Origin of the sequence: Mucilaginibacter pallidiroseus, assembly GCF_007846085.1 — a bacterium.
Classification (GTDB): domain Bacteria; phylum Bacteroidota; class Bacteroidia; order Sphingobacteriales; family Sphingobacteriaceae; genus Mucilaginibacter; species Mucilaginibacter pallidiroseus.
This window is the reverse complement of the sequence record NZ_VOEJ01000001.1, coordinates 246323-270088: the sequence shown is the minus strand read 5'-3', so window position 1 is coordinate 270088 and position 23766 is coordinate 246323. Positions and strand designations below refer to the sequence as shown.

Annotated in this window: 15 protein-coding genes; 13 read left to right on the top strand and 2 right to left on the bottom strand. The window is 43.9% G+C overall.

The window, feature by feature from the left end; translation table 11 throughout:
- Positions 1-4: 4 nt before the first annotated feature.
- The 4 genes from FPZ43_RS01180 (at position 5) to FPZ43_RS01165 (ending at position 8033) form a co-directional block, all read left to right on the top strand.
- Entirely contained in the window at positions 5-1609 is a 1605-nt protein-coding gene (locus FPZ43_RS01180) for a SusD/RagB family nutrient-binding outer membrane lipoprotein (protein ID WP_146380021.1), read from the top strand.
- Between the two features lie 118 nt (positions 1610-1727).
- Positions 1728-5042, top strand: a complete 3315-nt coding sequence (locus FPZ43_RS01175) for a VCBS repeat-containing protein (RefSeq protein ID WP_146380020.1) — start codon at positions 1728-1730, stop codon at positions 5040-5042.
- Positions 5039-6382: a vanadium-dependent haloperoxidase gene (locus FPZ43_RS01170; protein ID WP_222430909.1), complete on the top strand. Its 1344-nt coding sequence runs from the start codon at positions 5039-5041 to the stop codon at positions 6380-6382. The genes FPZ43_RS01175 and FPZ43_RS01170 overlap by 4 nt, the downstream gene beginning before the upstream one ends.
- A gap of 112 nt (positions 6383-6494) precedes the next feature.
- Positions 6495-8033, top strand: coding sequence for a family 43 glycosylhydrolase (locus FPZ43_RS01165; protein ID WP_146380019.1), 1539 nt, complete (start codon positions 6495-6497; stop codon positions 8031-8033).
- Positions 8034-8093: 60 nt separating this feature from the next.
- Here FPZ43_RS01165 and FPZ43_RS01160 read toward each other — a convergent pair whose 3' ends face one another.
- Positions 8094-10799 carry a glycoside hydrolase family 78 protein gene (locus tag FPZ43_RS01160; protein ID WP_146380018.1) on the bottom strand — a complete coding sequence of 902 codons (2706 nt, stop codon included), beginning with the start codon at positions 10797-10799 and terminating at the stop codon, positions 8094-8096.
- A gap of 177 nt (positions 10800-10976) precedes the next feature.
- On the opposite strand from FPZ43_RS01160, the gene FPZ43_RS01155 reads away from it, so the two are divergent.
- The 4 genes from FPZ43_RS01155 (at position 10977) to FPZ43_RS01140 (ending at position 15032) form a co-directional block, all read left to right on the top strand.
- Complete coding sequence (locus FPZ43_RS01155) at positions 10977-11375, top strand: hypothetical protein (protein ID WP_146380017.1); 399 nt, start codon at positions 10977-10979, stop codon at positions 11373-11375.
- Between the two features lie 88 nt (positions 11376-11463).
- On the top strand, positions 11464-11898 hold the full coding sequence (locus tag FPZ43_RS01150) for an ester cyclase (protein WP_146380016.1): 435 nt from the start codon (positions 11464-11466) through the stop codon (positions 11896-11898).
- Between the two features lie 148 nt (positions 11899-12046).
- Positions 12047-14428 (top strand): mechanosensitive ion channel family protein, encoded by a 2382-nt coding sequence (locus FPZ43_RS01145; RefSeq protein WP_261380946.1) that lies wholly within the window; start codon positions 12047-12049, stop codon positions 14426-14428.
- A gap of 10 nt (positions 14429-14438) precedes the next feature.
- Complete coding sequence (locus FPZ43_RS01140; RefSeq protein ID WP_146380015.1) at positions 14439-15032, top strand: TlpA family protein disulfide reductase; 594 nt, start codon at positions 14439-14441, stop codon at positions 15030-15032.
- Position 15033: 1 nt separating this feature from the next.
- Here FPZ43_RS01140 and FPZ43_RS01135 read toward each other — a convergent pair whose 3' ends face one another.
- A complete protein-coding gene (locus FPZ43_RS01135; RefSeq protein ID WP_146380014.1) occupies positions 15034-17226 on the bottom strand; it encodes an alpha-galactosidase in 2193 nt (730 codons plus the stop codon).
- Between the two features lie 192 nt (positions 17227-17418).
- Between FPZ43_RS01135 and FPZ43_RS01130 the strand changes: the two genes are divergently transcribed.
- From FPZ43_RS01130 to FPZ43_RS01110, 5 genes are all read left to right on the top strand, one after another.
- A complete protein-coding gene (locus FPZ43_RS01130; protein WP_222430908.1) occupies positions 17419-19002 on the top strand; it encodes an FAD-dependent oxidoreductase in 1584 nt (527 codons plus the stop codon).
- Between the two features lie 33 nt (positions 19003-19035).
- The gene (locus tag FPZ43_RS01125; RefSeq protein WP_146380013.1) at positions 19036-20205 is read left to right on the top strand and encodes a pyridoxal phosphate-dependent aminotransferase; all 1170 of its coding nucleotides are present in this window, start codon (positions 19036-19038) and stop codon (positions 20203-20205) included.
- 136 nt (positions 20206-20341) lie between these two features.
- Positions 20342-21334, top strand: a complete 993-nt coding sequence (locus FPZ43_RS01120) for a Hint domain-containing protein (protein ID WP_146380012.1) — start codon at positions 20342-20344, stop codon at positions 21332-21334.
- Between the two features lie 74 nt (positions 21335-21408).
- The gene (locus FPZ43_RS01115; protein WP_146380011.1) at positions 21409-22464 is read left to right on the top strand and encodes a glycoside hydrolase family 130 protein; all 1056 of its coding nucleotides are present in this window, start codon (positions 21409-21411) and stop codon (positions 22462-22464) included.
- An 82-nt stretch (positions 22465-22546) separates the two neighbouring features.
- The gene (locus tag FPZ43_RS01110) at positions 22547-23761 is read left to right on the top strand and encodes an MFS transporter (protein WP_146380010.1); all 1215 of its coding nucleotides are present in this window, start codon (positions 22547-22549) and stop codon (positions 23759-23761) included.
- Positions 23762-23766: the final 5 nt, after the last annotated feature.

Here is a 23766-nt window from a genome sequence, read left to right as displayed (position 1 = left end):
GGAAATGAAAAAAAGATATATATACGGCTTCCTGATTGCAGGAGCTACTTTCATGGCCGGCTGTACGAAGAATTTTGACGAGGTCAACACTCAACCAAATAAAGCTACTGAGGCTATATTTAACCCAAATTACTTGTTGTCTCAGTCGCAATTCACGTTTTCGCAAACTGGTTACGATCAGCTTTTGTTTCAAAGCATGTGGACACAGTCTTTAGCGTCTACATACAGCTACTACTCAAACGGCGATAAATACGTATTAGGCGGTAGCGGTACAGGTTACTACAACCGTACCTGGAACCGTGGTTACAGCGCACTTACCCTTGTTGATGAGATGAAAAACCTTATCAAAGACAAGGCACAATACGCTAACCTTGATGCTTGCGGTACTATTTTGCGCGTATTATACATGCAACGTATTACCGATTTGTATGGTGCTGCACCATACTCACAAGAGGGCCAGGCAAAATCAGGTGTATTTACGCCTGTATTTGACAGCCAGCAAGATATCTACACCGCAATGCTTAATCAGTTGCAAACCGCTACTGCTGCATTAAACACCTCACAGCCTGGCCCAACAGCCGACTTATTTTACGGTGGCGATGTAGCTAAATGGAAAAGACTTGGTTATTCGTTAATGCTGCGTGTAGCTATGCGTTTAACTAAAGTTGACGCCAATACTGCTCGTACCTGGGCCGAAAGAGCTTACGCAGGCGGTACCATGACCAGCATTTCTGATAATGCTAAAGTTTTAGCTGATAACGCTAACGGTAACAGCAATGATAACGCCGCTGCTTTATTGGTAACTGATGACTTCAGAGAAGTACGTTGGGCTAAAACGCTTATCGATTACATGAAAGCAAACAATGACCCTCGTGTATCTGCTATTGCTGAGGTTACCGTTGGTAACGGTAAAACAGCTAACGAAGACCGTGGTACAGCAGGTAATAGCGCTTTTGCCAGCCAAATTGGTATGCCAAATGGTTATGATTTGTTAGGTGGTGCTACCGATATTTCAAAAGCACCGGGTTACCCTGGCGCTACACCAGCTGCAGATGCTAAAGATGCACCTGCACCGGTTGGTAAATACTCACGCCCACGTTTGCTTGTTTATGGCGACAGAAACAGTGCTAACATCGTTTACACATACGGCGAGTCTGAGTTATTATTAGCCGAGGCTGCTTCAAGAGGCTGGAATACCGGTGCCGCTGCAACTCACTTTGCAAATGCTTTAACTGCAGATATGCAAACACTTGCACAACTGAACAACACTCCTGTTGCTACTGTTGCAACTGGTGACATCGCTGCTTATGTTGCTTCGCATCCATTATTGCCAGGGACTGCTTTACAGCAAATCAATATGGAGTACTGGGTACACACATCAGCTACATTTAACTTTAATGAAACGTTTGCAAACTGGAGAAGATCAGGTTTCCCTGTATTAACCCCGGTTTCTTACCCTACATTAGGTCAATACATCAGCGGTGCAGTGCCACGCAGAATGCCTTACCCTATTACCTTGCCACAAACCAACGGAGCTAATTACTCTGCTGCTGTTTCGGCTCAAGGTGCAGATAACTTTGCTACCCGTGTTTGGTGGGATAAGCAATAATATTTGCTGATACTTTTGAAAAAAGGAGGCTCAGGCCTCCTTTTTTTATACTTCATTTGCCCAACAAATATTATCTTTAAGTCCCTGATTCTTATCATAAGTAACCCCTAATTAACTTATGGCGCTATTCTTTAAATGTTGTTCAGCGGGCCCTTATGTCAGGGCTTTTTATACTTCTCTGGCTGCTTTTTGCCTGGCTCATACAGGCGCATTTGCACAGCAAACGCTCTTTAAACTTTTACCACAGGCGCAAACCGGCGTTAAATTCAGCAACGATATTGTTGAAAAGGAGTCGCTCAACGTATTATCATATGAGTACTTTTACAATGGCGGCGGCGTAGCCACCGGCGACATCAATAATGACGGCCTGCCCGATTTGCTTTTTACGGCCAACATGAAACCCAACAAGCTTTACCTTAATTTAGGTGGCTTAAAATTCAAAGACATTACCCGCGATGCTTCTCCCCTTTTGGAAGGCCGCGCCGGTGCCTGGAAAACAGGCGTTACCATGGCCGACGTTAACGGCGATGGCTTGCTCGATATTTACATTTGCTACTCAGGCAAAACTGATAATGAAACACGCAGCAACCAGCTATTTATAAATAAAGGCAACAATAAATTTAGTGAAGAGGCCAAAGCCTATGGCCTTGCCGACCCAGGCTATAGCACCCAGGCTGCTTTTTTTGACTATGATAATGACGGTGATCTGGACATGTTCCTGCTCAATCATAACATCAAAAAGATTGACAACATGGAACTGGCCCGGTACAAAAATGAAACCGACCAACTTGCAGGTAACCGCCTTTACCGTAACGACAACAATAAATTTACAGATGTATCAAAAGAAGCCGGCATCATCCAAAATCCGCTAACCTTTGGCCTGGGCGTAGCCATTGCAGATATCAATAAAGATGGCTGGCAAGACATCTACGTAACCAACGATTATAACGAACCCGATTATATTTACATAAATACCCACGACGGCAAATTTGCCGAACAATCTAAAGACATGGTTCGGCATATGTCGCACTTTTCGATGGGTGCTGATATTGCCGATTTTAATAACGATGGGCTACCAGATATTTTGACCCTGGATATGATGCCTGAGGATAACCATCGCCAAAAATCATTACAGCTGCAGGAAAATTACGAGTCGTTTGCTTTAATGCAAAGCCAGGGTCTGTATAACCAGTACATGCGTAACATGCTGCAGCTAAACAACGGCGACGGCACTTTTAGTGAAATTGCGCAATTATCAGGCTTGTCAAACACCGACTGGAGCTGGTGCCCGCTTATAGCTGATTTTGATAACGATGGTTATAAGGACATTTTCATAAGCAACGGTTACCTGCGCGATTATACCAACAAGGATTTTTTGCGCTATTGGGGCGACTATAAAATTAAAAAGGCCATGGCCGCCGAACCGTTCTTATTAATGGATCTGGTGATGGCCATGCCGTCTACCCCGGTTAGTAATTATGGATTTAAAAACAATCGCGATCTCACTTTTACCAATAAAAAGAAAGATTGGGGACTGGATCAGCAAGGCATAAGCAGCAGCGCGGTATATGTCGACCTCGATAATGATGGCGATCTTGACCTGATTGTTAATAATATTAATGAACCCGCTTCTATTTATCAAAATACAGCAAGCGAAGTCAATAAAACTTCTTACTTAACCATAAAGCTGAAAGGTACAGGTAAAAACACCAACGCCATAGGCGCAAAAGTGTATGTGTACAGCGCTGGCAATACCCAATACCAGGAAGTTAACCCTAATCGTGGCTACCTTTCATGCATGTCCACCAATCTAAACTTTGGCTTAGGCGCTGCAACTACTGCCGATTCTGTGCGCATAATTTGGCCGGATCAGTCTGCAGAGTTGCTTAAGAATGTAAAGCTCAATCAACTGCTTACAGTTAAGTATCAAAAGGAGAAACCATTGCCTCAAAGCACTAAGCCTTTGGCAACCATATTTAAAAGTACGAAAGCGCCTATTGATTTTAAGCCCGAAGAAATAACCATTAATGATTTTAAGCGCCAGTTACTGATGCTTTACATGTACTCGCGTACGGCGCCCGTGATTGTTAAGGCAGATATAAATAATGACGGCCTTGAAGATTTATACATAAGCGGCGAGAAAGACAGCCCCGGCAAATTGTATGTGCAGCAGGCAGGCGGCAGCTTTTTACCTGTAAACCTTATACGTGGCAACAATGACAACATGGGATCGATAGCTGCGGCGAACTTCTTTGATGCGAATGGCGATGGCAAACCAGACTTATACCTTGCAAAAGGTGGCTATTCGCTTTATGAAGCAGGAAGCGCCGATTTGCAGGACGAGATTTATGTAAATGAAGGCAACAATCGTTTTGTACTTTCGCCCGGTGCCTTGCCTGTTTTGAATGCGGCAAGTAAGGGTTGTGTTAAACCTTGCGACTTTGACGGCGATGGCGACATAGACCTTTTTGTAAGCAGCCGTATAATTCCAGGCAAATACCCGGTAACGCCCGAAAGTTACTTGCTGATTAATGATGGCAAAGGGAAATTTAGCCCTGCGCCATTCGCCTACAATAAGCAAGGTATGGTTACCGACGCGCAATGGATTGACCTTGATGGCGACAATCGCAAAGACCTTATTATTTGCGGAGAGTTTATGCCAATAACTGTTTTGATGAATACCAAAGCAGGTTTTGTTGACAAAACAAGCCAGTATTTTGATGTACCGCAATCGGGCCTGTGGTTTAAAATAGCATTTGCTGATGTTAACGGCGATGGCAAGCCTGACCTTGTTGCAGGAAACATCGGTTTGAATACGCAGTTTAGGGCAACAGATAAAGAGCCGGCTGAATTATATTATGCCGATTTTGACAATAACGGCTCTATTGATCCATTTTTTACATTCTACATGCAGGGCAAAAGCTACCCTTTTGTGAGTCGCGATGAAATAAATGAGCAGATATACCCAATGCGCAGACGTTTTGCATCATACAAGGCTTACGCTGATGCAACCATAACAGATATTTTTACACCAGCCGAGTTGGCCACAGCGAAAAAGCTTGCTATCAACGAAACACGAACCACGCTTTACATCAATCAAAACGGAAAGTTTGTCGCGGCAACCTTGCCTATGCAGGCACAGTTTGCGCCGGTAACACAAATACTGACAAACGATTTTGATCATGACGGCAAAACCGACCTATTGCTCTTGGGCAACCACGCCGATAACCGCCTAAAGCTGGGTAGTATGGATGCCAACTATGGCTGTTTACTCAAGGGCGATGGCAAAGGCGGCTTTGTTTATGTTAGCCAGCCGCATTCAGGCTTGTCTGTTACGGGCGACGTAAAATCGGCTTTGGAAATTAAGGTAAATAAGACGCCGCACTTATTAATTGGCACGAGTGATAGTCCATTAAAATTTTATGCCGAATGAAAATGAAGTTTAAATACTTTAGTATGCTGTTGCTGTGTACCTCACAAATTGCAGTGGCACAAAAAGCACCGGCACCCGCCTATCCTGATTACCTTGAGCCCGACCATGCAGTAAACGCGGTTACTATGGTTATGGTGCATGATGTTGTTGGGCCGCCTGTAGCCGGGAGATACTATGCCTATGCTATGTTGGGCGCATACAATATTGTTGCAGCCAATAACAAGAATGTGCCCGCGTTGAACACACTTGTGGCAAGCTACAAACCAGTAAAGTTTAATGTAGCCGATATTAAGTATGATTACAAAATAGCTGCATACTACAGCATACTTGAGACATCAAAACAGCTTTTGCCATCAGGTTATATGCTTAAGGATGACGAGGATGCTTTTGTGCAGTTGTTGGAAAAAACCGGCGTTGAAAAAAATCTGATCAAAAATTCGGTAAAAGTTGCTGAGGAGGCATCTACAGCGATAGTTGTCCTATCGAAAACCGATCATTACAGCCAAATAAGTGCATTAAAACGTTATACCCCATCTAAGGAAGACGGTAAATGGTACCCTACCCCGCCTGCGTACATGGAAGCCCTTGAGCCGAATTGGAAAACGGTACGGACAATGATCATCGATTCGGCACAACAGTATAAACCTAAGCCGTTGACCAAATTTAGTAAAGATAGTACCTCTGCATTTTATAGTTTGGTAAAAGATGTTTACAACGCTTCGAAACACTTAACGCCCGAACAGACAGATATGGCCCTTTTTTGGGATTGTAACCCTTTTGCTGTAACCACATCGGGGCACATGGCCATCGGATATAAGAAAATAAGCCCGGGTGGCCACTGGATGCACGTTGCCGGTTTGGTTACAAAGCAGGCCAACCTTGGGTTCGATGAATCTGTAGTGGTACTAACATTGGAGGGCGCAACCATAATGGATGCGTTTATAAGCTGCTGGGAAGAGAAATTTGCGAGCAACCGTATACGCCCCGAAACTTTCATAAACCGCTATATGGATATAAAATGGCAACCTGTTTTACAAACGCCGCCCTTCCCTGAATACACCAGCGGGCACGCCGTGATATCAAACGCGTCGGCAGAATTGCTGACCTATTTACTTGGCGATAACTTTGCCTACACAGATAATACCGAGATTCCATTTGGGAGCAGTCAGCGTGATTTTAAATCTTTCAGGCAGGCGGCTGCAGAGGCATCAATGTCTCGCTTTTATGGTGGCATACATTACATGGATAGTATTGAGCAAGGCAACGAACAAGGTAAAAGCGTTGCCAATGGTATTTTAGCTAAAGTTAAAAAAGCAGGAATTAGGCCCTTTATAAAGTAGGGACAATTTTAAAATAAAAAAGAGGAATTGGCGATTGTCCAATTCCTCTTTTTTATTTTAAGGCTTTAAAAGCCGGTGCTTTTACAGATATTAGGCAATCACTAATTTGCCTATGAAAACATTATCCCGACAAATTGCTCAATTTTTAACTTTATTTTTAATTGTTACGTTATCTGATCCGGCATCCGCACAGATCAAAAACTTTGACAAAAATGGCAAACAGGTAACAAGATTTAGTACCACCGGCGATGCAATAGATGCGCACGATGGTGAAATAGCACACTTTAACGGCACATACTATCTTTATGGTACCAGTTACGATTGCGGCTTTCAATGGGGCAATAAAGGCGCACCCTTTTGTGGCTTCAAAGTTTACTCTTCTAAAGACCTTTCTACGTGGACAGACCGCGGTTACCTTTTCAATGCAAAGACCGACGTTTGGCAATCACATTGTGATGGCAAAACTTACGGATGCTTTCGCCCGCATGTGGTTTATAATAGCAAAACAAAAAAGTACGTGCTTTGGATAAACGTATACGACAATGTAGTTGGCTACCGCGTATTTACGAGCAGCAGTCCCGTTGGGCCCTTTGCTGAAGTTGCTGAGCCAAAATTGGCTGTAAACAGCACGATGCCGGCAGCGGGGCTTAATAATGGCGACCATGATACTTTTATTGATGATGACGGCACAGCATACCTCGCCTACACAGATTGGCGTACGGAAGGAACCATAGTTATTGAAAAACTAAGCGCCGATTACCTAACAGGCACAGGCGAACATGTGAAAGCCGTTACCAACGGAAAAACCGAAGCGCCCGGCATGTTTAAGCGGAACGGCATTTACTACGTAGTATACTCCGACCCAAACTGCGGTTACTGCTCTGGTACGGGTAGCTCCTATCGCACAGCAAAATCTCCGCTTGGGCCATGGAGCGAGGGTAAAAAGATAAGCGATAACTCTTGCGGCGGGCAACCGTCGTTTGTGTCAACCATCAAAATCGATTCAGAAACCGTTTACCTTTATGGCAGCGACCTATGGAACAACGCGGCCAAAAACGAAGCGCTTGCAAACTATTATTGGGCACCGCTAACCTTTGCCGCTGATGGCTCCATTAATCCGCTTGTATGCGGGGAAACCTACGCCAAACCTAAAGCTTTAACCCCCTTTGCTAAACCGGGCATTGACAATACAACCGGCACCGAAAACTTTAATTGGATAGGCGATATCAATTCTACAACGAAACGTTCACAATCATTTACCGCAAGCCGCACAGGCAAACTCAGCAAGGCAAGTATTACCGTATTTAAAAACAATAACCCCGACGGAAACCTTGAAATAAGCATTTATGCCGCTGATGATAATGGTTTACCCATAGGAAAATCGCGTTACAACAAAGCCTTTCCAGAAAACAACATTGGCTGGTCACCTAAAAATGTAATGATCAATCCTAATTTAAGATTGGTTAAAGGCAGGCAATATGCGCTGGTATTGAGCACGGCAAGCACAAAAGGCCAATACGGTGTTGAAGCAAGTGAGCTGACGAATTTTAAAGGTGGTGTATCTGCAAAAAGTGCAGGAAATGATAAGCCTTTTATCATCGAAAAAGGGCAGGCTTTGAAATTTGAGACATTTATAACCGCCGGTAAATGAAGGTTACAAAAATGGCACCGCTTAAGAAAGCGGTGCCATTTTAATATAGTCAGGGTCTATCTATTCTATCTCAAAACGATATGATCCTGCCAACACATGATACGCTTTTGCGGCTGTGATATTTTTGCCCGATAGTATTACTTTTTTTGTACCCGTCGGAAAGCTTACATCAGCGCTTGAGTTTGCAGGCACAACCACATCATACATAACCTTACCATTAACACGCCTCCATGATGATGTGATGGGGCCGTAAGGGCCAACATGGTTGGAGTTAAAGAAATCTAAGCCGGATACAAAGTTTGGTTTAAGCAGGATATTTTTGAAACCGGGCTGCCGCTCATCGGCTTTTATGCCGCCAAGGCCTTTAAAGAACCAGCCGCCAATTTCCCCGAACATCATGTGGTTTAATGATATATCGCGCGCGGCATCGATATCCCAGTTTTCATAAAGTGTGGTAGCACCATTTACAATCCACCAGCCCCATGAAGGATAAGTGTCTTGAGATGCCAGTTTGTAAGCAGTTTCGGCCTGTCCATTTTCGCTCAGGGCGTTCAGGATAGCCTTCGCTCCCAATACACCAACATCAATATGCATATTATCCTGCGCTACACGCTTAGCCAGGTTTTCTGCTAATTTCAGGCGATACTGATCGGGTACAATGTTCCAAAGCAGCGCCATACTCATTTCGGTTTGCGTGCCTTTGTCATAATTTATGGCAGCTTTATCAAAGTACTTGTAATTGATAGCCTTTTTAATTTTGGAAGCCAGCTGCGAATAATACAATTCATCTTTTTTGTTGCCGAATAGCTTTGCTGCTTTTGCAAGGATGTTGGCGTCAACATAAAAATATATAGAAGAGGTGTATTCTAATGATGAGCTTGTTTTAACCGGCACCCAATCGCCGCGGCCAAAGGTTGTAAGGCCTGTAGGGCTAATCTTGTTTACGTAATTTACATAGGCTTTTATGTTGCTGTAATTATCTTTCAGCGCTTTGCTATCACCGTAAAACATGTACAAGTTCCATGGGATGATGGCAACGGTGCTTGTCCAGTCGGTACCGTTGGCATCGCCGTAACCCCAACCGCCCGTTGGTATAATATCCGGCAATACACCATTTGGCTGCTGCTCGTCGCGGTGGTCGGCCAGCCACTTTTCGTAAACGCTTATACCATCAAAGTTGAACAAACCCGTTTCAACAGCAAAATGGCCGTCGCCTGTCCATCCATTTTTTTCCCGTTGGGGGCAATCTGTAGGGTAGCCCATTAAGTTTGACAGATAAGAGGCGTTTGTAGCCCGCCACAGGTTATCTACCAAAGGGTTCGACGAGCTTAACCTGCCGACCTGATCCACATCGCTGTGCATGAAGTAACCTTTAATGTCCTCTTTTTCAAACTTGATAGGTTTATTGCTACGCACCTCTACATATTGAAAACCCTTGTAATTAAAACTCGGCATAAACTCAACTGGGCATTTACCGTTTAGTATCACAACATCGGTTTGGTAAGGGTCGGTATTGTCTTTAGGGCGGTAATACACATCAATGTTCGACATATCTACGTGCCCTTTTTTTGCAGGATCTTTCGTAAATAATCTTTCGCCATGGGTTAGGCGCACAACGGTTCCGCTATCGCCGTTTAATCGTACCTTGGTTACGCCTGCTATGTTACGGCCCAAATCAACTACATAATTGCTATCGCTGAATTTAACTACAGATTTTGGGGCAATCTCTTCTACATTACGTATTGGCACCATTACCTGGCTCACTATCTTTTTTGATGGTGCAGCACGAAAACTTGTGCCGTTCCACTTACTATCATCGAAGTTAGCCGTGTTCCAGCCAGGTATTTCCTGGCGGCTATCGTAATGTTCGCCGGTATAAATGCTGTTAAATACAATTGGGCCGCTGTGCGTTTTCCAGCTTTCGTCAGTATATATTGTTTGGCTGGTACCATCCTCGTAAGTTATCTTCAGATCCAGGCAAAATGTGGGCCTTTGCCGCCAGGGCGCTCGGTCAAAGTTCCACACTGCAAGCGACTGGTGGTTATACCAACCGTTGCCTAATACCACGCCAATGGCATTATCGCCATTTTGAAGTTGATTAGTAACATCATAGGTCACATATAAATTACGCCTATCAAACCGGGTATACATAGGGTCGAGCCGGTGGTTGCCTATTTTATGTCCGTTTATAAATAGTTCATATAACCCAGCTACTGCAATATAAGCTCGGGCAGATCGGATCTTCTTGCCTGCATTGAACTTTTTACGAAAATAAGGCGCCTGTAATTTGGCTATGCTGCCACCATCACTTATCCAGGCTCCTGTCCAGTTGCCCATATCCATCATGCCTGTTTCGAACCAGGCGGTTTTGCTATCGGTCAATAACGCGCCCTTATTATCCCAAGTCCGTACCTTCCAGTAATAACGGGTGAACGGCTCAAGCGCTTTACCGCTGTAGTTTACCAGGCTGGCAGACGACCTGACCCTCCCAGAGTTCCATACAACTGCCGGCCCACTACTAAATTGCATCGAGTCCTTCGATACGATGATGGCATATGCCGTTTGCGCAGCGCCCTGGTGGCGATCATTCATTTGCCAGGAAAGGCGTGGGTGCATTTCATCTACGCCCATAGGCGAGTTGAGATGCTCACATTTTAGGAGTGTTGCCCCTGTCTGGGCACTGGCAATATTACCGGTGAAAAGCACCGACGCAATTAGGGTAATGGCGAAGGCTAAGCGGTTTTGGTTAAAACAAGTAAAACGCATTGTAGATGTTGTATGCTGGAAATAGAAGCCGAATATTAATCTGCAATATAAGCCTTAAGGCATAATGATGGGAGAAAAAGTAAATTATAAAGCTCATTCAGGTTGCGTGTATAAATCCAATTATTTATCCGCAACGCTTAACAAACAATGCATTACTACCAATGTTTACACAAGCGTATGTCACTCACTCAACAAATTGACTGGCTTTTCCTGCTTGCTTTACCCGTTGCCTGCATTGCCTGGACCGTTACACACGAAGAGGTTTTTAGAGAGCCAAGGCAATACTGCGGCAAACGTTGCAAAGAAGCAAAGACTATTGCCGAACGCAAATTCTTTTACCTGTTTACCTGCGAGTATTGCTTTAGCCACTATGTGACCCTGGCTTTTATAATACTAACCGGCTACAAGCTTTTAATGCCCGATTGGCGCGGATACATCATAGCGGGGTTCTCCGTTGTTTGGATCGCAAATTTTTACATGACGCTTTTTGGTTTGCTAAGGCAAGGACTAAAATTGGAAAAAGCCGAAGCAGAGAAAGCTGAAAAAGAAGTTAAAAAGATAGAACTCGAAGAATAATACTTAAATAGTTACCATTTTTCAGGAAATACTTACCATCTCGGCACTCCCCTGTCGCAATACATTTGTCGTTTAAAATATCGACAAAATGAAACTACCGAATAATACTGGTTTAAAGCCCCTTACCCAACAGGAAATAGATTCCATAATTACCTTTTACAGCGCCTGGAAACTTAAAAAGCCCAACCTATTGGACGATGTTGTAACATCCGATTGGCAAGACATTCCCCTTGGCCCGGGCCAGGCGCAAGGGCCGCAAGGGCTTAAGGATATCATCAATTACTTTATAATGCAATGCCCTGATGTAGAGATCGAAATCCACGAAATATTTGGCAGCCACGAGCGGGCCGGCGTGAGGGCCGTAATTAATTTCACGCACAATGCAGAAATATTGGGCATCCCGCCAAGCGGTAAAAAAGTATCTGTGGCCCTTCACGAGTTTCATTACCTGAAAGATGGGAAGCTTACGCATACCTGGCATCTCGAGGATTGGTTTTCCCTAATTAAAAAAGATAACAAATAACTGGCTTTAGTTATTGGTTAACAGACAGGCGCGACACTAAGTATGACGCGCCTTTTTTTATGGCGGATCATATATCATATTCAAAATCGTAAAACAAATAGGTGTAACCGGGTTTTATTAATAGTTAACGTTGCCTGCTGCTTGCAGCATGGCACCAAATACGCTTTTAATGATCCATAATAAAACCAAACTAAAACGCATCAAATATTCATTTTTAATTTTGCTCGCAATAAGCTTTGCGAGCATTGGCTACAATAATGCCTTTGCGCAAACAACAGTTGGTTTAAAAACCGACTCCGGGACGAGCATACCAGATACCCTGCTTTTTAAATTACAAAAAGCCCAGGGAGTTGTAACGCAAATAAATGCAGCAAATAAAAAGGGCTACGCTGCAGAAAAGGTACGAAGCGAAATAGTTGATATCAAAAATAACGTTGCCCCCATACAAACCGATCTTGGTGTGCGGGGCAAAATAATTGACCCTAAAACACTCATCAGCTATAATTTAATACTAAACAACTCGCAAGAGCGGCTTACTGCGTTGCAAAAAACACTATCAAAGTTTAGTAACGATTTGCAAACCATGTCCAACCAGGTGGTTGAGTTAAGTAATGATTCGCTGTTAAATGTTGGTAAAAATGATACTACAGCACGCACGCTTTATACCAAGCAATTGATAGATATAAAGCAACGCCTGCAGGCAGCGGGCCAACTCACTACTGCTAATCTCGACACTGTAAGCCGTTTACTTGCCGATGTTTCTGAAACTTATCTTAAAACGGCCGACCTGCAAGCCAGCATAACGGACAGGATGCAGACATCCGGCAAAAGCGCTTTTCGTAAAGAGTCGCCTTATATATGGTCGGCACCTACGGAAAAGAACGACGATAACATTGGTGCAATGCTTAAGTCGACCTACATTGGGCAAAATAAAATATTAGGTTACTTTATTAATTCTACCTGGGATAACCGCGTGCTACTTATCCTGTTGGGCGGCGTCTTTTTTTTATGGATAAATATAAACTACAGGCGGGCACAAAAGCCTGATCTGAGGCAACAGATCGGTGAGATAGACCTTAAGTACATATCTCACCTGCCCATTTTACCGGCCCTTATATTCATATTAAACCTTACCCCACTGTTTGAGCCCGACTCGCCCTCGCTGTATATTGAATTGGTTGAGTTTGCCTTGCTGCTTGTGCTAAGCGCGCATTTCTGGAAGCGAATACCATCAAAAGACATGCGGCACTGGCTGGTAATTGTGGGCATGTACATGGTAATTATGTTTGTTACCGCCACCGTACATGATGCCGTGTTTTTAAGGGTGTTATTAATGGCAATAAATATAGGCTCGTTATACGTTGGTTTTAAATTTTACCAGCGGCTAAAGGAAATCAACATCTCCAAAAAACTGGTTAAGCCTATTCTTATCATTTACATGATACTTAATTTGCTGGCTGTTTTGTTGAACGCTTTTGGCCGCATCACGCTGGCAAAGGTCTACACGCTTACGGCAACCATTGGGCTTACACAAATTATTGGTTTAGCCGTGTTCATACAAATACTTAGCGATGCGCTTGAATTGCAAATAAAAGTCAGCTCGTGCAGGGGCGGCCTGTTTGCCCGGTTAGATGTTGCCAAAACGCGTGCATCATTCAAAAAGGCACTTGCTGTATTGGCAATAATTTTATGGGTACTGGTGTTTTTTATTAACCTGAGCATAGCAGGTGGTGTATTTGCTTTTGTACAGCAGGTGTTGGTTAAGCCCCGCACTTTTGGCAAGGTGAGCTTTACGCTAAGCAACATCCTATTCTTTTCGGTGATAGTTTATGTGTCAAACATTTTGCAAAAGCATATTGGCGTATTGTTTGGCGAAAAATCAGTTACGTTCAGCAACCATGTGGAACACAAAAGCTCGAAGCTTACGCTGATAAGGTTGGTGATTACTATAGTTGGCGTGTTGCTGGCGGTTTTAGCGTCGGGTATACCGCTTGATAAGTTGACAGTGGTTTTGGGTGCCCTGAGTGTTGGTATTGGCTTGGGGATGCAAAACATCGTAAATAATTTTGTGTCGGGCATTATCCTGATATTTGAGAAGCCCTTCGAAATTGGCGACTATATTGAACTGGCTGATAAAAAGGGAAAGATCCAGGATATTGGCATCCGCTCGAGCAAAATGCTTACGCAGCAAGGGTCGCAAGTTATTATTCCCAATGGCGATCTGCTGTCAAACCGCCTTACTAACTGGACGCTGAACTCTGCCTATATTAAATCGGAAATTCTGTTTAAGGTAAATATTGCTGCAGATTTAAACGCAGTTTCTAAGCTGATACAGGAGGAGGTAGACAAGGCAGAGCATACCGTTAAAAATATGCAGGCCGAAGTACTCATTAATTCAGTAGCGGCCGACGCCGTTGAATTAAAAATTACCGTTTGGATAGAAAGCATTTACATAGAGCCGGCATTCAAAAGCATGATATTTAATCAATTGATTTCACGCTTTACGCAGGAGCAAATTAAAATAATGTAATTTTGGTTTGATGAAAACCAGCACTAAACCACCAAGCATTTTAAGTAAGAACACCTTACTTAACCTTGTATTTGCAGGCGGTTTGTTATTGGTGCTGTTTAACCCCACCGTTAAGGCATTACTGTTGCAGGGATTAATAAAGATAGGTCTTTTTCAGCCTGGAGTATCTATCAAAGACAATCCGTCTGCCATTCCCGAGAATCTAACATTTACCGATGCCGCTAATAACCAGGTTAGCTTAGCATCATTAAAGGGAAAAGTAGTTTTTATAAACTTTTGGGCCACCTGGTGCCCGCCATGCCTTGCCGAAATACCGTCCATAAACGCGCTGAACAACAAAATAAAGGCTGATAAAAACTTTGTTATCATGATGGTAGACGTTGATGCAAATCTTTCCAAGTCTGCCCCTTTTATACAAAACAAAGGTTACAATTTACATGTTTACGCCCCCACCTCATCCATTCCCGAAAGTATGCTTGGCAACAGCATTCCGTCCACGGTTATTATCAACAAAAAGGGCCAACTGGTATTTAAACACGAGGGCGTGGCGGATTATAATAATGAAAAAGTAATTGCCTACTTACAAAAGCTGGCCGCAGAGTAAGTTATTTTACTTCCTCAACCTTTAAAACCACGCTTGTTCTGCGGGTATTAATATCCGGGTTGAAACCTACCTTCGTCAAGAAATCGCCGCTGTATATTTGGTTGCTGTTAACGCTTGTTTTTGCATTATCGTAAAGATTTATCTCTGTCAGCCTGTATTTCTTAGCAGTGTCCAAACCGGTTATCTTAATAGGTAAAGCGCTTTTTTCGCCATAGCGATTATTTACCAGATAACTGAACATGATGCCGCTTGCTTTGGCTTTATTCATATATAAAAACGAAGCTACACTGCCTTCGTACGGGCTGGCCAAGCGGAACTGATCGCCATGCCAGATAATATCCTTTACGGCGTCGTAATTTTTAATAGCCTGCTGGCAAAAAGCAAGGTCGGCGGCGCCTAATTTGCTCACAACAATGTCAAAGCCAAGTTTGCCCATCATGGCAACATCCGTCCGGAACTTGATAGGTTGCTTTCCCCAATCGGTGACATGGTTGGCACTGGCAATAGCCGGGTAAAAGTATGAATAGTCCCATTGTATAAATATGCGCTCTAATGGGTCTGTGTTATCACTTGGCCAATATTCTGTAAAGTATTGCAGGGCCGCATAGTCAACCCTACCGCCGCCGCCCGAGCATAGCATCATGGGCACGGTTGGGTATTTTCCCCTAAGCCTTTCTAATACGTTGTATAAGCCTTGCGTATAGTCAACATAAAACTGCGATTGATCCTTTTTTAAATAGGCTGAGTAAGCATTGTAAATTACCGCGTTGCAATCCCACTTTATATAAGCCAGGGCCGGGTTTTTGGCAAACAGGCCGTCCACCACGCCAAATACAAAATCCTGAACTTTTGGGTTGCTCAAGTCAAGCACCAGCTGATTACGAAAGTAATACTCCTCGCGCTTGGGTTGCTTAATAACCCAGTCCGGGTGTTTTTCATATAGCTCGCTTTTGGGGCTTACCATTTCAGGCTCAACCCAAATACCAAACTTAACGCCATTTTGCTGCGCTTCCTTTACAAGCGATGATATGCCATTGGGTAATTTCTGCTTGTTTTCCTGCCAGTCGCCAAGGCCGGTATGGTCCGAGTTGCGTGGATATTTATTGGCAAACCATCCATCGTCAAGCAAAAACAAGTCTACACCGAGCTTTTTGGTGTCTTTCAGCAGCTCAAATAATCTGCTCTCGTTAAAATCGAAGAAAGTAGCCTCCCAGTTATTTAGCAAGGTGCGTCGTTGCCCATTACCATCAAGTATTTTATAGTTGCGTGCCCAGTTGTGTACTTTCCGGCTCAAATCTCCTTTGCCACTATTGCCTAATACATACCAAAATGCCGGTGTAGTGAACTCCTGGCTGGCTTTAAGTTTGTAAGATGATGGATGATTATTAATGCCCGCAATAATACGCAGGTTATCCTGCGGATCTACCTCAAAGTCAATCTTAAAGTTGCTGCTCCATTCAAGGCCGCCATACAGTACGCTGCCTTCGTCTTCGGTAGCCGGCTTACCAAGTGAGACCATAAATACCGACGGCTGGAAAATGTTGGCGCGGGTGCCAAGTTTGGTATCCAGCGTTTTAATACCATGCGTAAGCTTGCTTTCTTCTGGCCGCATTTCTTTGGCCCAATCACCGTGGTATTGTTTTAGCCAATAATTATCACCCTTTAGGTACAAGTTGGCCGATGCAAACTTTTGCAGGGTAATATCTCCTTTTTCCAGGTTTTTGATAGTGCACCATTGTTCAATTACATCAGTGGCAAAATATGCTTTGTAATATAGCGTTACGGCCGTATTATAAACGGGATCTTTCAGAACAACACTAAGCTGGCTTACACCGTCACTTAATGCTTTAACCGAGTGGCTTACATATTTTAAATCAAGCGACTGATTACCATCAGCATGTGTTATAGCTATAGCGGGCTCCAGTAAATTACGAGACCCTGCCGGGGTGTAAGCAGAGTTATATGAACTTGTATAGTCTTCGGCCTGTTTATACATACCCGGTACAAGTGCATAGTCAGCAACGTTGCCCAACTTTTTGCCGAAGTAAATAACATTTACGTCCTTATTAGCTGCAACCTGCAGCACCAGGGCATTGCGATTGGTTTCAATTGGAATAATTGTTTGTGCACGCAGGTTGCCAACGTCTAACAATGCGCATATCATTAAAAGGGCGAAGACTCTGAGGTTTAGCATAGATTTATATTAATAATCAAATATGCTATTAATCAGCAAGGTAATCAATGAACCTTTGCGATAAAGCGCAGGTTATAAAATCGCGCTTTGTAACATATTCTTTATCATAATTAAAAACAGGCCACCAAAATTTTATAAAAACCTTAAATGAATTATATTTATAACATCATTTTCACATTTCCTTAATTACTATTGAAAACACTTACCCGAAGAGATTTTTTAGGTAAAGGCGCAATGCTGGCAGGTGGCACGTATCCTGCTATGCTTGCTTTAGGACTTTTACGCCCCGCACCTGCCCATGCATTTAATATGGAAGGCAGTGGCAACGGCAAGCACATTGTTATTTTAGGTGCAGGTTTGGCGGGCATGGCATCGGCATATGAGCTTAACAAGCTCGGCTACAAATGTACCATACTGGAAGCTCGTGAGCGTACCGGAGGCCGTTGCTGGAGCATTCGCAAAGGTAGCACACAAACAGAATCCGGCCAACCAACTGCCACAGCAAATTTTGATCAGGGGCAGTACTTCAACGCAGGCCCGTCACGCATACCCCACAACCACGAACTAACGCTGCATTATTGCAAAGAGCTTGGAGTACCTATACAGGTATACAACAACGTAAACGAGGGTGCTTTTTATTTTGCCGAAGGCAAGGGGCCACTGTCAAATAAAAAAATTCGTGTACGCGAAGTACATAGTGACATTCGCGGGTATATGACCGAGATGCTGGCCAAAAGTATTGATCATGGTGCCCTCGATAGCAGCCTTACCAAAGAAGACGGCGAAAAAATAATCGAATATTTGAAAGCCGAAGGCGGTTTAGATGTTGACAAATTATATAAAGCATCGGCCAGGCGCGGCTATAGTGAGCTGTATGGCGCTGCCGACCATCCCGGTAAAATAGGCGAAGCGCATAAATTGGCCGACCTGATACACTCGGGACTGATGGATCCTGATTTTTATAATGTGGCAGAGTATACATACGAACTGCAGATGACAATGTTCCAGGCAGTGGGTGGCATGGATATGATTGCCCATGCGCTCGAGCAAAAGGTAGCTCAGTCAATTAAAACAGGCGCCGAGGTTACCGACATTACAAACCTGCCAGAAGGTGTCAAAATCACTTACAAGGATGCCAAAGGCCAGCAGGTAATTAACGCCGACCTTTGTATTTGCACCTTGCCTTTGCCTGTTTTAAGTAACATTAGCAATAATTTTTCGGGCGATGTAAGCCGTGCAATCGATTATATTGAATATAACAAAACAGGAAAGATAGGCCTGCAGTTTAAACGCCGATTTTGGGAAGAAGACGAGCACATATATGGCGGAATAACGCACACCAATAATGATTTGACGCAGATCTTCTATCCATCGTATGATTACCTTGGCAAAAAGGGCATATTGATAGGCTATTACAACTTTAATGAAAAGGCCGAAAAGATTGGCGCTCTTACTTACGCGGACCGGGAAAAATTTGCTTTGGAAAAAGGCCGCTTGATACACCCGCAATACGATAAGGAGTTTGAAAACTCATTTTCGGTAAGCTGGCATAAAACTAAGTATAACATGGGCGGCTGGGCCGTTTATGGTACCGAAACGCGTAAAAACCAATACCCTGTTTTAACTAAGCCGGATAAGAATGTGTATTTTGCAGGAGAACATTTAACTTACTTAAATGCCTGGATGGCAGGCGCTTTTGAGTCGGCACGGTATACAGTTGCGGCAATACATGCACGCGTAAACGAGCAGCGCTCCAATTACCCCGCTCCAAAATAATCACGACTAACTAAAAAACTAAACGATAAAACCATGGCAAACACAATTAACCGCAGAAACTGGATCAGATCCAGCGCTTTTGTAGCAGGAGGACTGGCATTCTGTTCGGGCACTATAAACAAACTGGCCGCTATGCCTGCACGGGTATTTAAAAAATCGCCACGTGCCTTAACTGATACTGAAGCATTAACGACAGCGCCGTTTGAAATGAAAGCCCGTTTGCTGGCAAACGAAAATCCTTTTGGCCCTTCTGAAGCGGCGAAAAAAGCCATGACAGATGCTATGGCCCTGAGCTATCAGTACCCTTTCAGGTCAGTATCAGACCTAACCGGAAAGATTGCCAAGTACGAAGGCATTTCCCAACGCACCATTGTTGTTGATGCGGGCTCTACCCCGTTACTACACGCCGCGGCGCTCTTATATACAAAAGGTGGCAAAAGCGTAATTAGCGGCGATCCCTCATACGATGATCTGCCGAGCTATGCTGAGGATTTTGAAAGCAAATGGATAAAGGTGCCGCTTACTGCAGATTATAAACTCGACCTTGATGCCATGGAAGCTATGGTTGACGACAAGACGGGCCTTGTATATATATGCAACCCCAACAACCCAACTGCAACCGTTGTCGACACGGCCAAACTTAAATCGTTTTGTGAGCGGGTATCCAAAAAAACAATGGTATTTGTTGATGAAGCCTATATCGACTACATGCCTGACGCACAGGCTGCCAGCATGATAAGCCAGATTAAGGCCGGTAACAACATCATTATCGCTCGTACATTTTCAAAGCTGTATGGTTTTGCAGGCCTGCGCCTTGGCTATGCAATTGCCCAGCCAGATACTATTAAGCAGCTTAAAAGATACTCGAGCGGTGGCTTTGGCGTAAGCGCACCAACTTTAGCGGCTGCTAATGCTGCCTATCGCGAGGAAGCTTTTCTGGCCGATGCATTGAAGAAAACGAACGCATCGAAAGAGTATTTGTATGCTGTATTGAAAAAAGAAGGCTATGAATACATCCCGTCGTCGGCCAATTTTGTAATGTTTCCCCTAAAAATGGACGGGCAAAAATTCTCTGCCGAGATGATGAAACGCGGCGTGGGCATCCGCAACTGGAAATTTAACGACAAAGACTGGTGCCGTGTGAGCATTGGCCGCATGGATGAAATGGAAGCCTTTGCTGCTGCATTTAAGGAAATATCTTGATCTGAGAATCAAAATGTCAGAGTCAAGAATTAAGACAAAAATCGTTTAATTTAAAATCATCTTTTTATCACTTTAAAACAAATAAAACATCTAATAACTGTCTATTGCTAACTAGCAACTGACAACTGTTACTACCATGCGCAAATTTACACTTACTTTAATTTTAGCGGGAACGATATACCTGGGAAATGCCCAAACCGTAAACCCGAGGCCGCTTACTATGGCCGAATACACAAAGGCACAAACATTCAGCATTGGCGACCTGGACAAGGATACCTACGTAAAGTTCGAGAACGTTTATATACTTGACCGTTATGAAGGTCGCAAACCTTACTTTATCACGGGCAGCGATGGCTTAAAAAAACGTATCGACTTGTATAAACTCGTTGCAAAGGAAGGCATGCAGGAGCTTGGCACCATGGTGTTTTACACCAACGAGAAGGGCAAGATCTATAAAACCCTTGTACCTAACTTTACCGCCGATGGTAAAGTATGGGAAAAGTATTTTGAAGATATTGACAACATCAACAAGATTGAAACCAATTTCATTCTAAAGCTATCGTATGTGCTGTCAAAAGAGTTTAGCTTTATGCAATACAAATTGCTGAATGGCGGCAAGGATATGAAAGAAGAGTCGGCCACTTATGGCAACGATATTTGTTTCCCGGGTACTGAGGTTGTTGCAATGGCCAACGGTGGTAAAAAGTTGCTCAAAGATGTCATGCCCGGCGACGAGGTTGTTACCGTTGACCCTGCCACAAAACAGGCAACAACTGTAAAGGTAAAAGAGCTCACCACGCACGAGCCTAAAAATTATGCTTTAACTAAGCTGGTGCTTGTATCAGCGCATGACGAACTGACTGCATATGGCCATAATGTATTGCTTAACAGTAAAGTTTTGCAGGCTACACCTAACCACCCGATGATGACCAAACAAGGCAATAAAAAAATCGGTGAAGTAGAAATAGGTCAGGATGTGCTTTGCTTTAACGAGCAAACAGGCAAGTATGAGCCATTCACTGTCCTTATTAAGAATGAACATGTAGGCGGTAACCAAAAGGTTTACAACATTGTAGCCGACGGCGGCAGCACTTTTATGATGAATGGCGTTATGGTTATGCAGAAGTAACTTATTAGCCGATTTTAATTTGTCACAACCATTTGCAGGGCGCTTTGTTAAAAAAGTGTACCAGCAAATGTGTTATGGCAGATATAGCAAAACGTTTCCCTCAAAACCCCTTACTTTCCCCTAAAGATTTAAAGCCAACGGTAGATGGGCTTCAAATTGCCTGCCTGCTCAACCCCGGCGCTTTTAAATTTGAAGGAAAAACCTGGCTATTGCTTCGCGTAGCTGAGCGGCCTGCACAATCTGAAATACACGTATCATTTCCTATACTCACTGAAACCGGCAAAACGCAAATAATGGAAATTGCGCTGAACGATGCAGACCTAATTGCAACAGATGCGCGTGTGGTACGCTATAAAGGGGTAGATTATCTTACCACCCTATCGCACCTACGATTGCTTTGCAGCGAAGACGGCGTAAACTTTCATGAGCCGGAAGGTTATCAAAAACTTTTTGGTAAAGGGCCCTTGCAAACATTCGGTATAGAAGATTGCCGCGTGACAAAACTGGAAGATAAGTTTTACCTAACCTTTACTGCAGTATCTGACAGTGGTGTAGGCGTAGGCATGCGCACTACTACCGACTTCAAAACATTCGAAAATCACGGTATGATATTGCCCCCCCATAACAAGGATGTTGCCATTTTCGAAGAAAAGATAAACGGCAAATATTACGCCCTGCACCGCCCAAGCAGTGTGGATATTGGGGGTAATTACATCTGGCTGGCCGAGTCGCCCGATGGCTTGCACTGGGGTAATCATAAATGCATTATGAAAACGCGCGAAGGCTACTGGGATAGCGGCCGTGTTGGTGCCGGTGCCGCCCCTATCAAAACAGAAAAAGGCTGGCTGGAAATTTATCATGGAGCCACAAAAGAGCATCGTTATTGTCTTGGCGCTGCATTGCTGGATCTTAACGACCCGTCAAAAGTATTGGCCCGCTCTGTAGAGCCGATTATGGAACCTATTGCGCCATATGAAATTACCGGATTTTTTGGCCACGTTGTTTTTACAAACGGGCATGTTTTGGAAGATGACGGCGACACCATAACCATATACTACGGTGCTGCCGACGAGCATGTTTGCGGCGCGCATTTATCCATCAGGGAAATATTTGCATCCTTGGGGGTTTAGCCCATCGCTCCTATGCAAATTAGATAATTGACGGCATCCACCGGCCATTTTAATATCTTTGCGCCTCAAATATCCTGCGCTTATGAACAAACCCGGACCATCTATCTATAACTTACAATTCGGACTGGTTTGCTTAAGCTCATTCTTGTTCTCCTGCAGTTTTAACATGCTCATTCCCGAGTTACCTGCTTATTTGGAAAGCATGGGCGGTTCACAATATAAAGGGCTAATTATCGCGCTATTTACTTTAACAGCCGGCATATCACGCCCCTTTAGCGGCAGGCTTACCGATACACTTGGCAGGGTGCCCATTATGGCAGTTGGCTCTATAGTCTGTTTCATCTGCGGTTTTTTATACCCTGTATTGGGCACAGTTGCAGGCTTTTTATTCTTAAGACTAATACATGGGTTTTCTACCGGGTTCAAACCAACTGCTACAGCCGCTTACGTTGCCGACCTTGTACCGCGCGAACGCTGGGGCGAAGCTTTGGGTTTTCATGGCCTATGTTTTAGTACAGGTTTGGCAGTTGGACCCGCCATCGGCAGTACCATAAAGCTGGCATTCTCCCTTAACGCGCTATTTTATACGTCATCAATATTTGCCTTGCTTTCCATTGTGATATTGATGAACATGAAAGAAACGCTTAAGGAAAAGCAGCGTTTTACGTTTGCATCCTTAAAGCTTACTAAAAACGATATAATCGCCGTGGAGGTATTACCTGCAGCAATAGTAACGTTCCTGTCATACATAGCCTATGGAGCCATACTTACACTCATTCCGGACTGGGGCTCGCATTTGGGCATCGTAAACAAGGGGCTCTTTTTTATGGTGTTTACCATCGCATCTATCTTGATAAGGTTTGTTGCGGGCAAAGCCTCAGACAGGTATGGCCGGATACCGGTGATCAATATTGGCTTATCACTGTTAGTTGTTGCCTTGTTTATTGTAGGTTTTGCGGATAGTTTTTGGGGCCTGATGGCTGGTGGTGCACTGTATGGAATTTCAACAGGTATCCTTTCGCCCGCGTTAAATGCCTGGACGATAGACCTGAGCCAGCCCGAACACCGCGGTAAGGCAGTGGCAACAATGTACATTGCGCTTGAGGCCGGTATTGGTATAGGTGCTTTTGCAGCAGGCTGGTACTACCAGGATGTAATAGCCCGAATACCGCTTGTAATGTATATAAGTGCAGGCATAACTTTCATGGCTATACTTTATATGCTGATAAAACATAACAAATCGCGCGTTACAAAAGCCGGCACCGAGGTGGGTACCAATATCACGCCCGAAGTGTAGCGGCA

Bases quoted from the DNA above. Each gene is read 5' to 3' on its own strand.
- FPZ43_RS01180 (WP_146380021.1), top strand. From the start codon at position 5: ATGAAAAAAAGATATATATACGGCTTCCTGATTGCAGGAGCTACTTTC.
- FPZ43_RS01175 (WP_146380020.1), top strand. From the start codon at position 1,728: ATGGCGCTATTCTTTAAATGTTGTTCAGCGGGCCCTTATGTCAGGGCT.
- FPZ43_RS01170 (WP_222430909.1), top strand. From the start codon at position 5,039: ATGAAAATGAAGTTTAAATACTTTAGTATGCTGTTGCTGTGTACCTCA.
- FPZ43_RS01165 (WP_146380019.1), top strand. From the start codon at position 6,495: ATGAAAACATTATCCCGACAAATTGCTCAATTTTTAACTTTATTTTTA.
- FPZ43_RS01160 (WP_146380018.1), bottom strand. From the start codon at position 10,799: ATGCGTTTTACTTGTTTTAACCAAAACCGCTTAGCCTTCGCCATTACC.
- FPZ43_RS01155 (WP_146380017.1), top strand. From the start codon at position 10,977: ATGTCACTCACTCAACAAATTGACTGGCTTTTCCTGCTTGCTTTACCC.
- FPZ43_RS01150 (WP_146380016.1), top strand. From the start codon at position 11,464: ATGAAACTACCGAATAATACTGGTTTAAAGCCCCTTACCCAACAGGAA.
- FPZ43_RS01145 (WP_261380946.1), top strand. From the start codon at position 12,047: ATGGCACCAAATACGCTTTTAATGATCCATAATAAAACCAAACTAAAA.
- FPZ43_RS01140 (WP_146380015.1), top strand. From the start codon at position 14,439: ATGAAAACCAGCACTAAACCACCAAGCATTTTAAGTAAGAACACCTTA.
- FPZ43_RS01135 (WP_146380014.1), bottom strand. From the start codon at position 17,226: ATGCTAAACCTCAGAGTCTTCGCCCTTTTAATGATATGCGCATTGTTA.
- FPZ43_RS01125 (WP_146380013.1), top strand. From the start codon at position 19,036: ATGGCAAACACAATTAACCGCAGAAACTGGATCAGATCCAGCGCTTTT.
- FPZ43_RS01120 (WP_146380012.1), top strand. From the start codon at position 20,342: ATGCGCAAATTTACACTTACTTTAATTTTAGCGGGAACGATATACCTG.
- FPZ43_RS01115 (WP_146380011.1), top strand. From the start codon at position 21,409: ATGGCAGATATAGCAAAACGTTTCCCTCAAAACCCCTTACTTTCCCCT.
- FPZ43_RS01110 (WP_146380010.1), top strand. From the start codon at position 22,547: ATGAACAAACCCGGACCATCTATCTATAACTTACAATTCGGACTGGTT.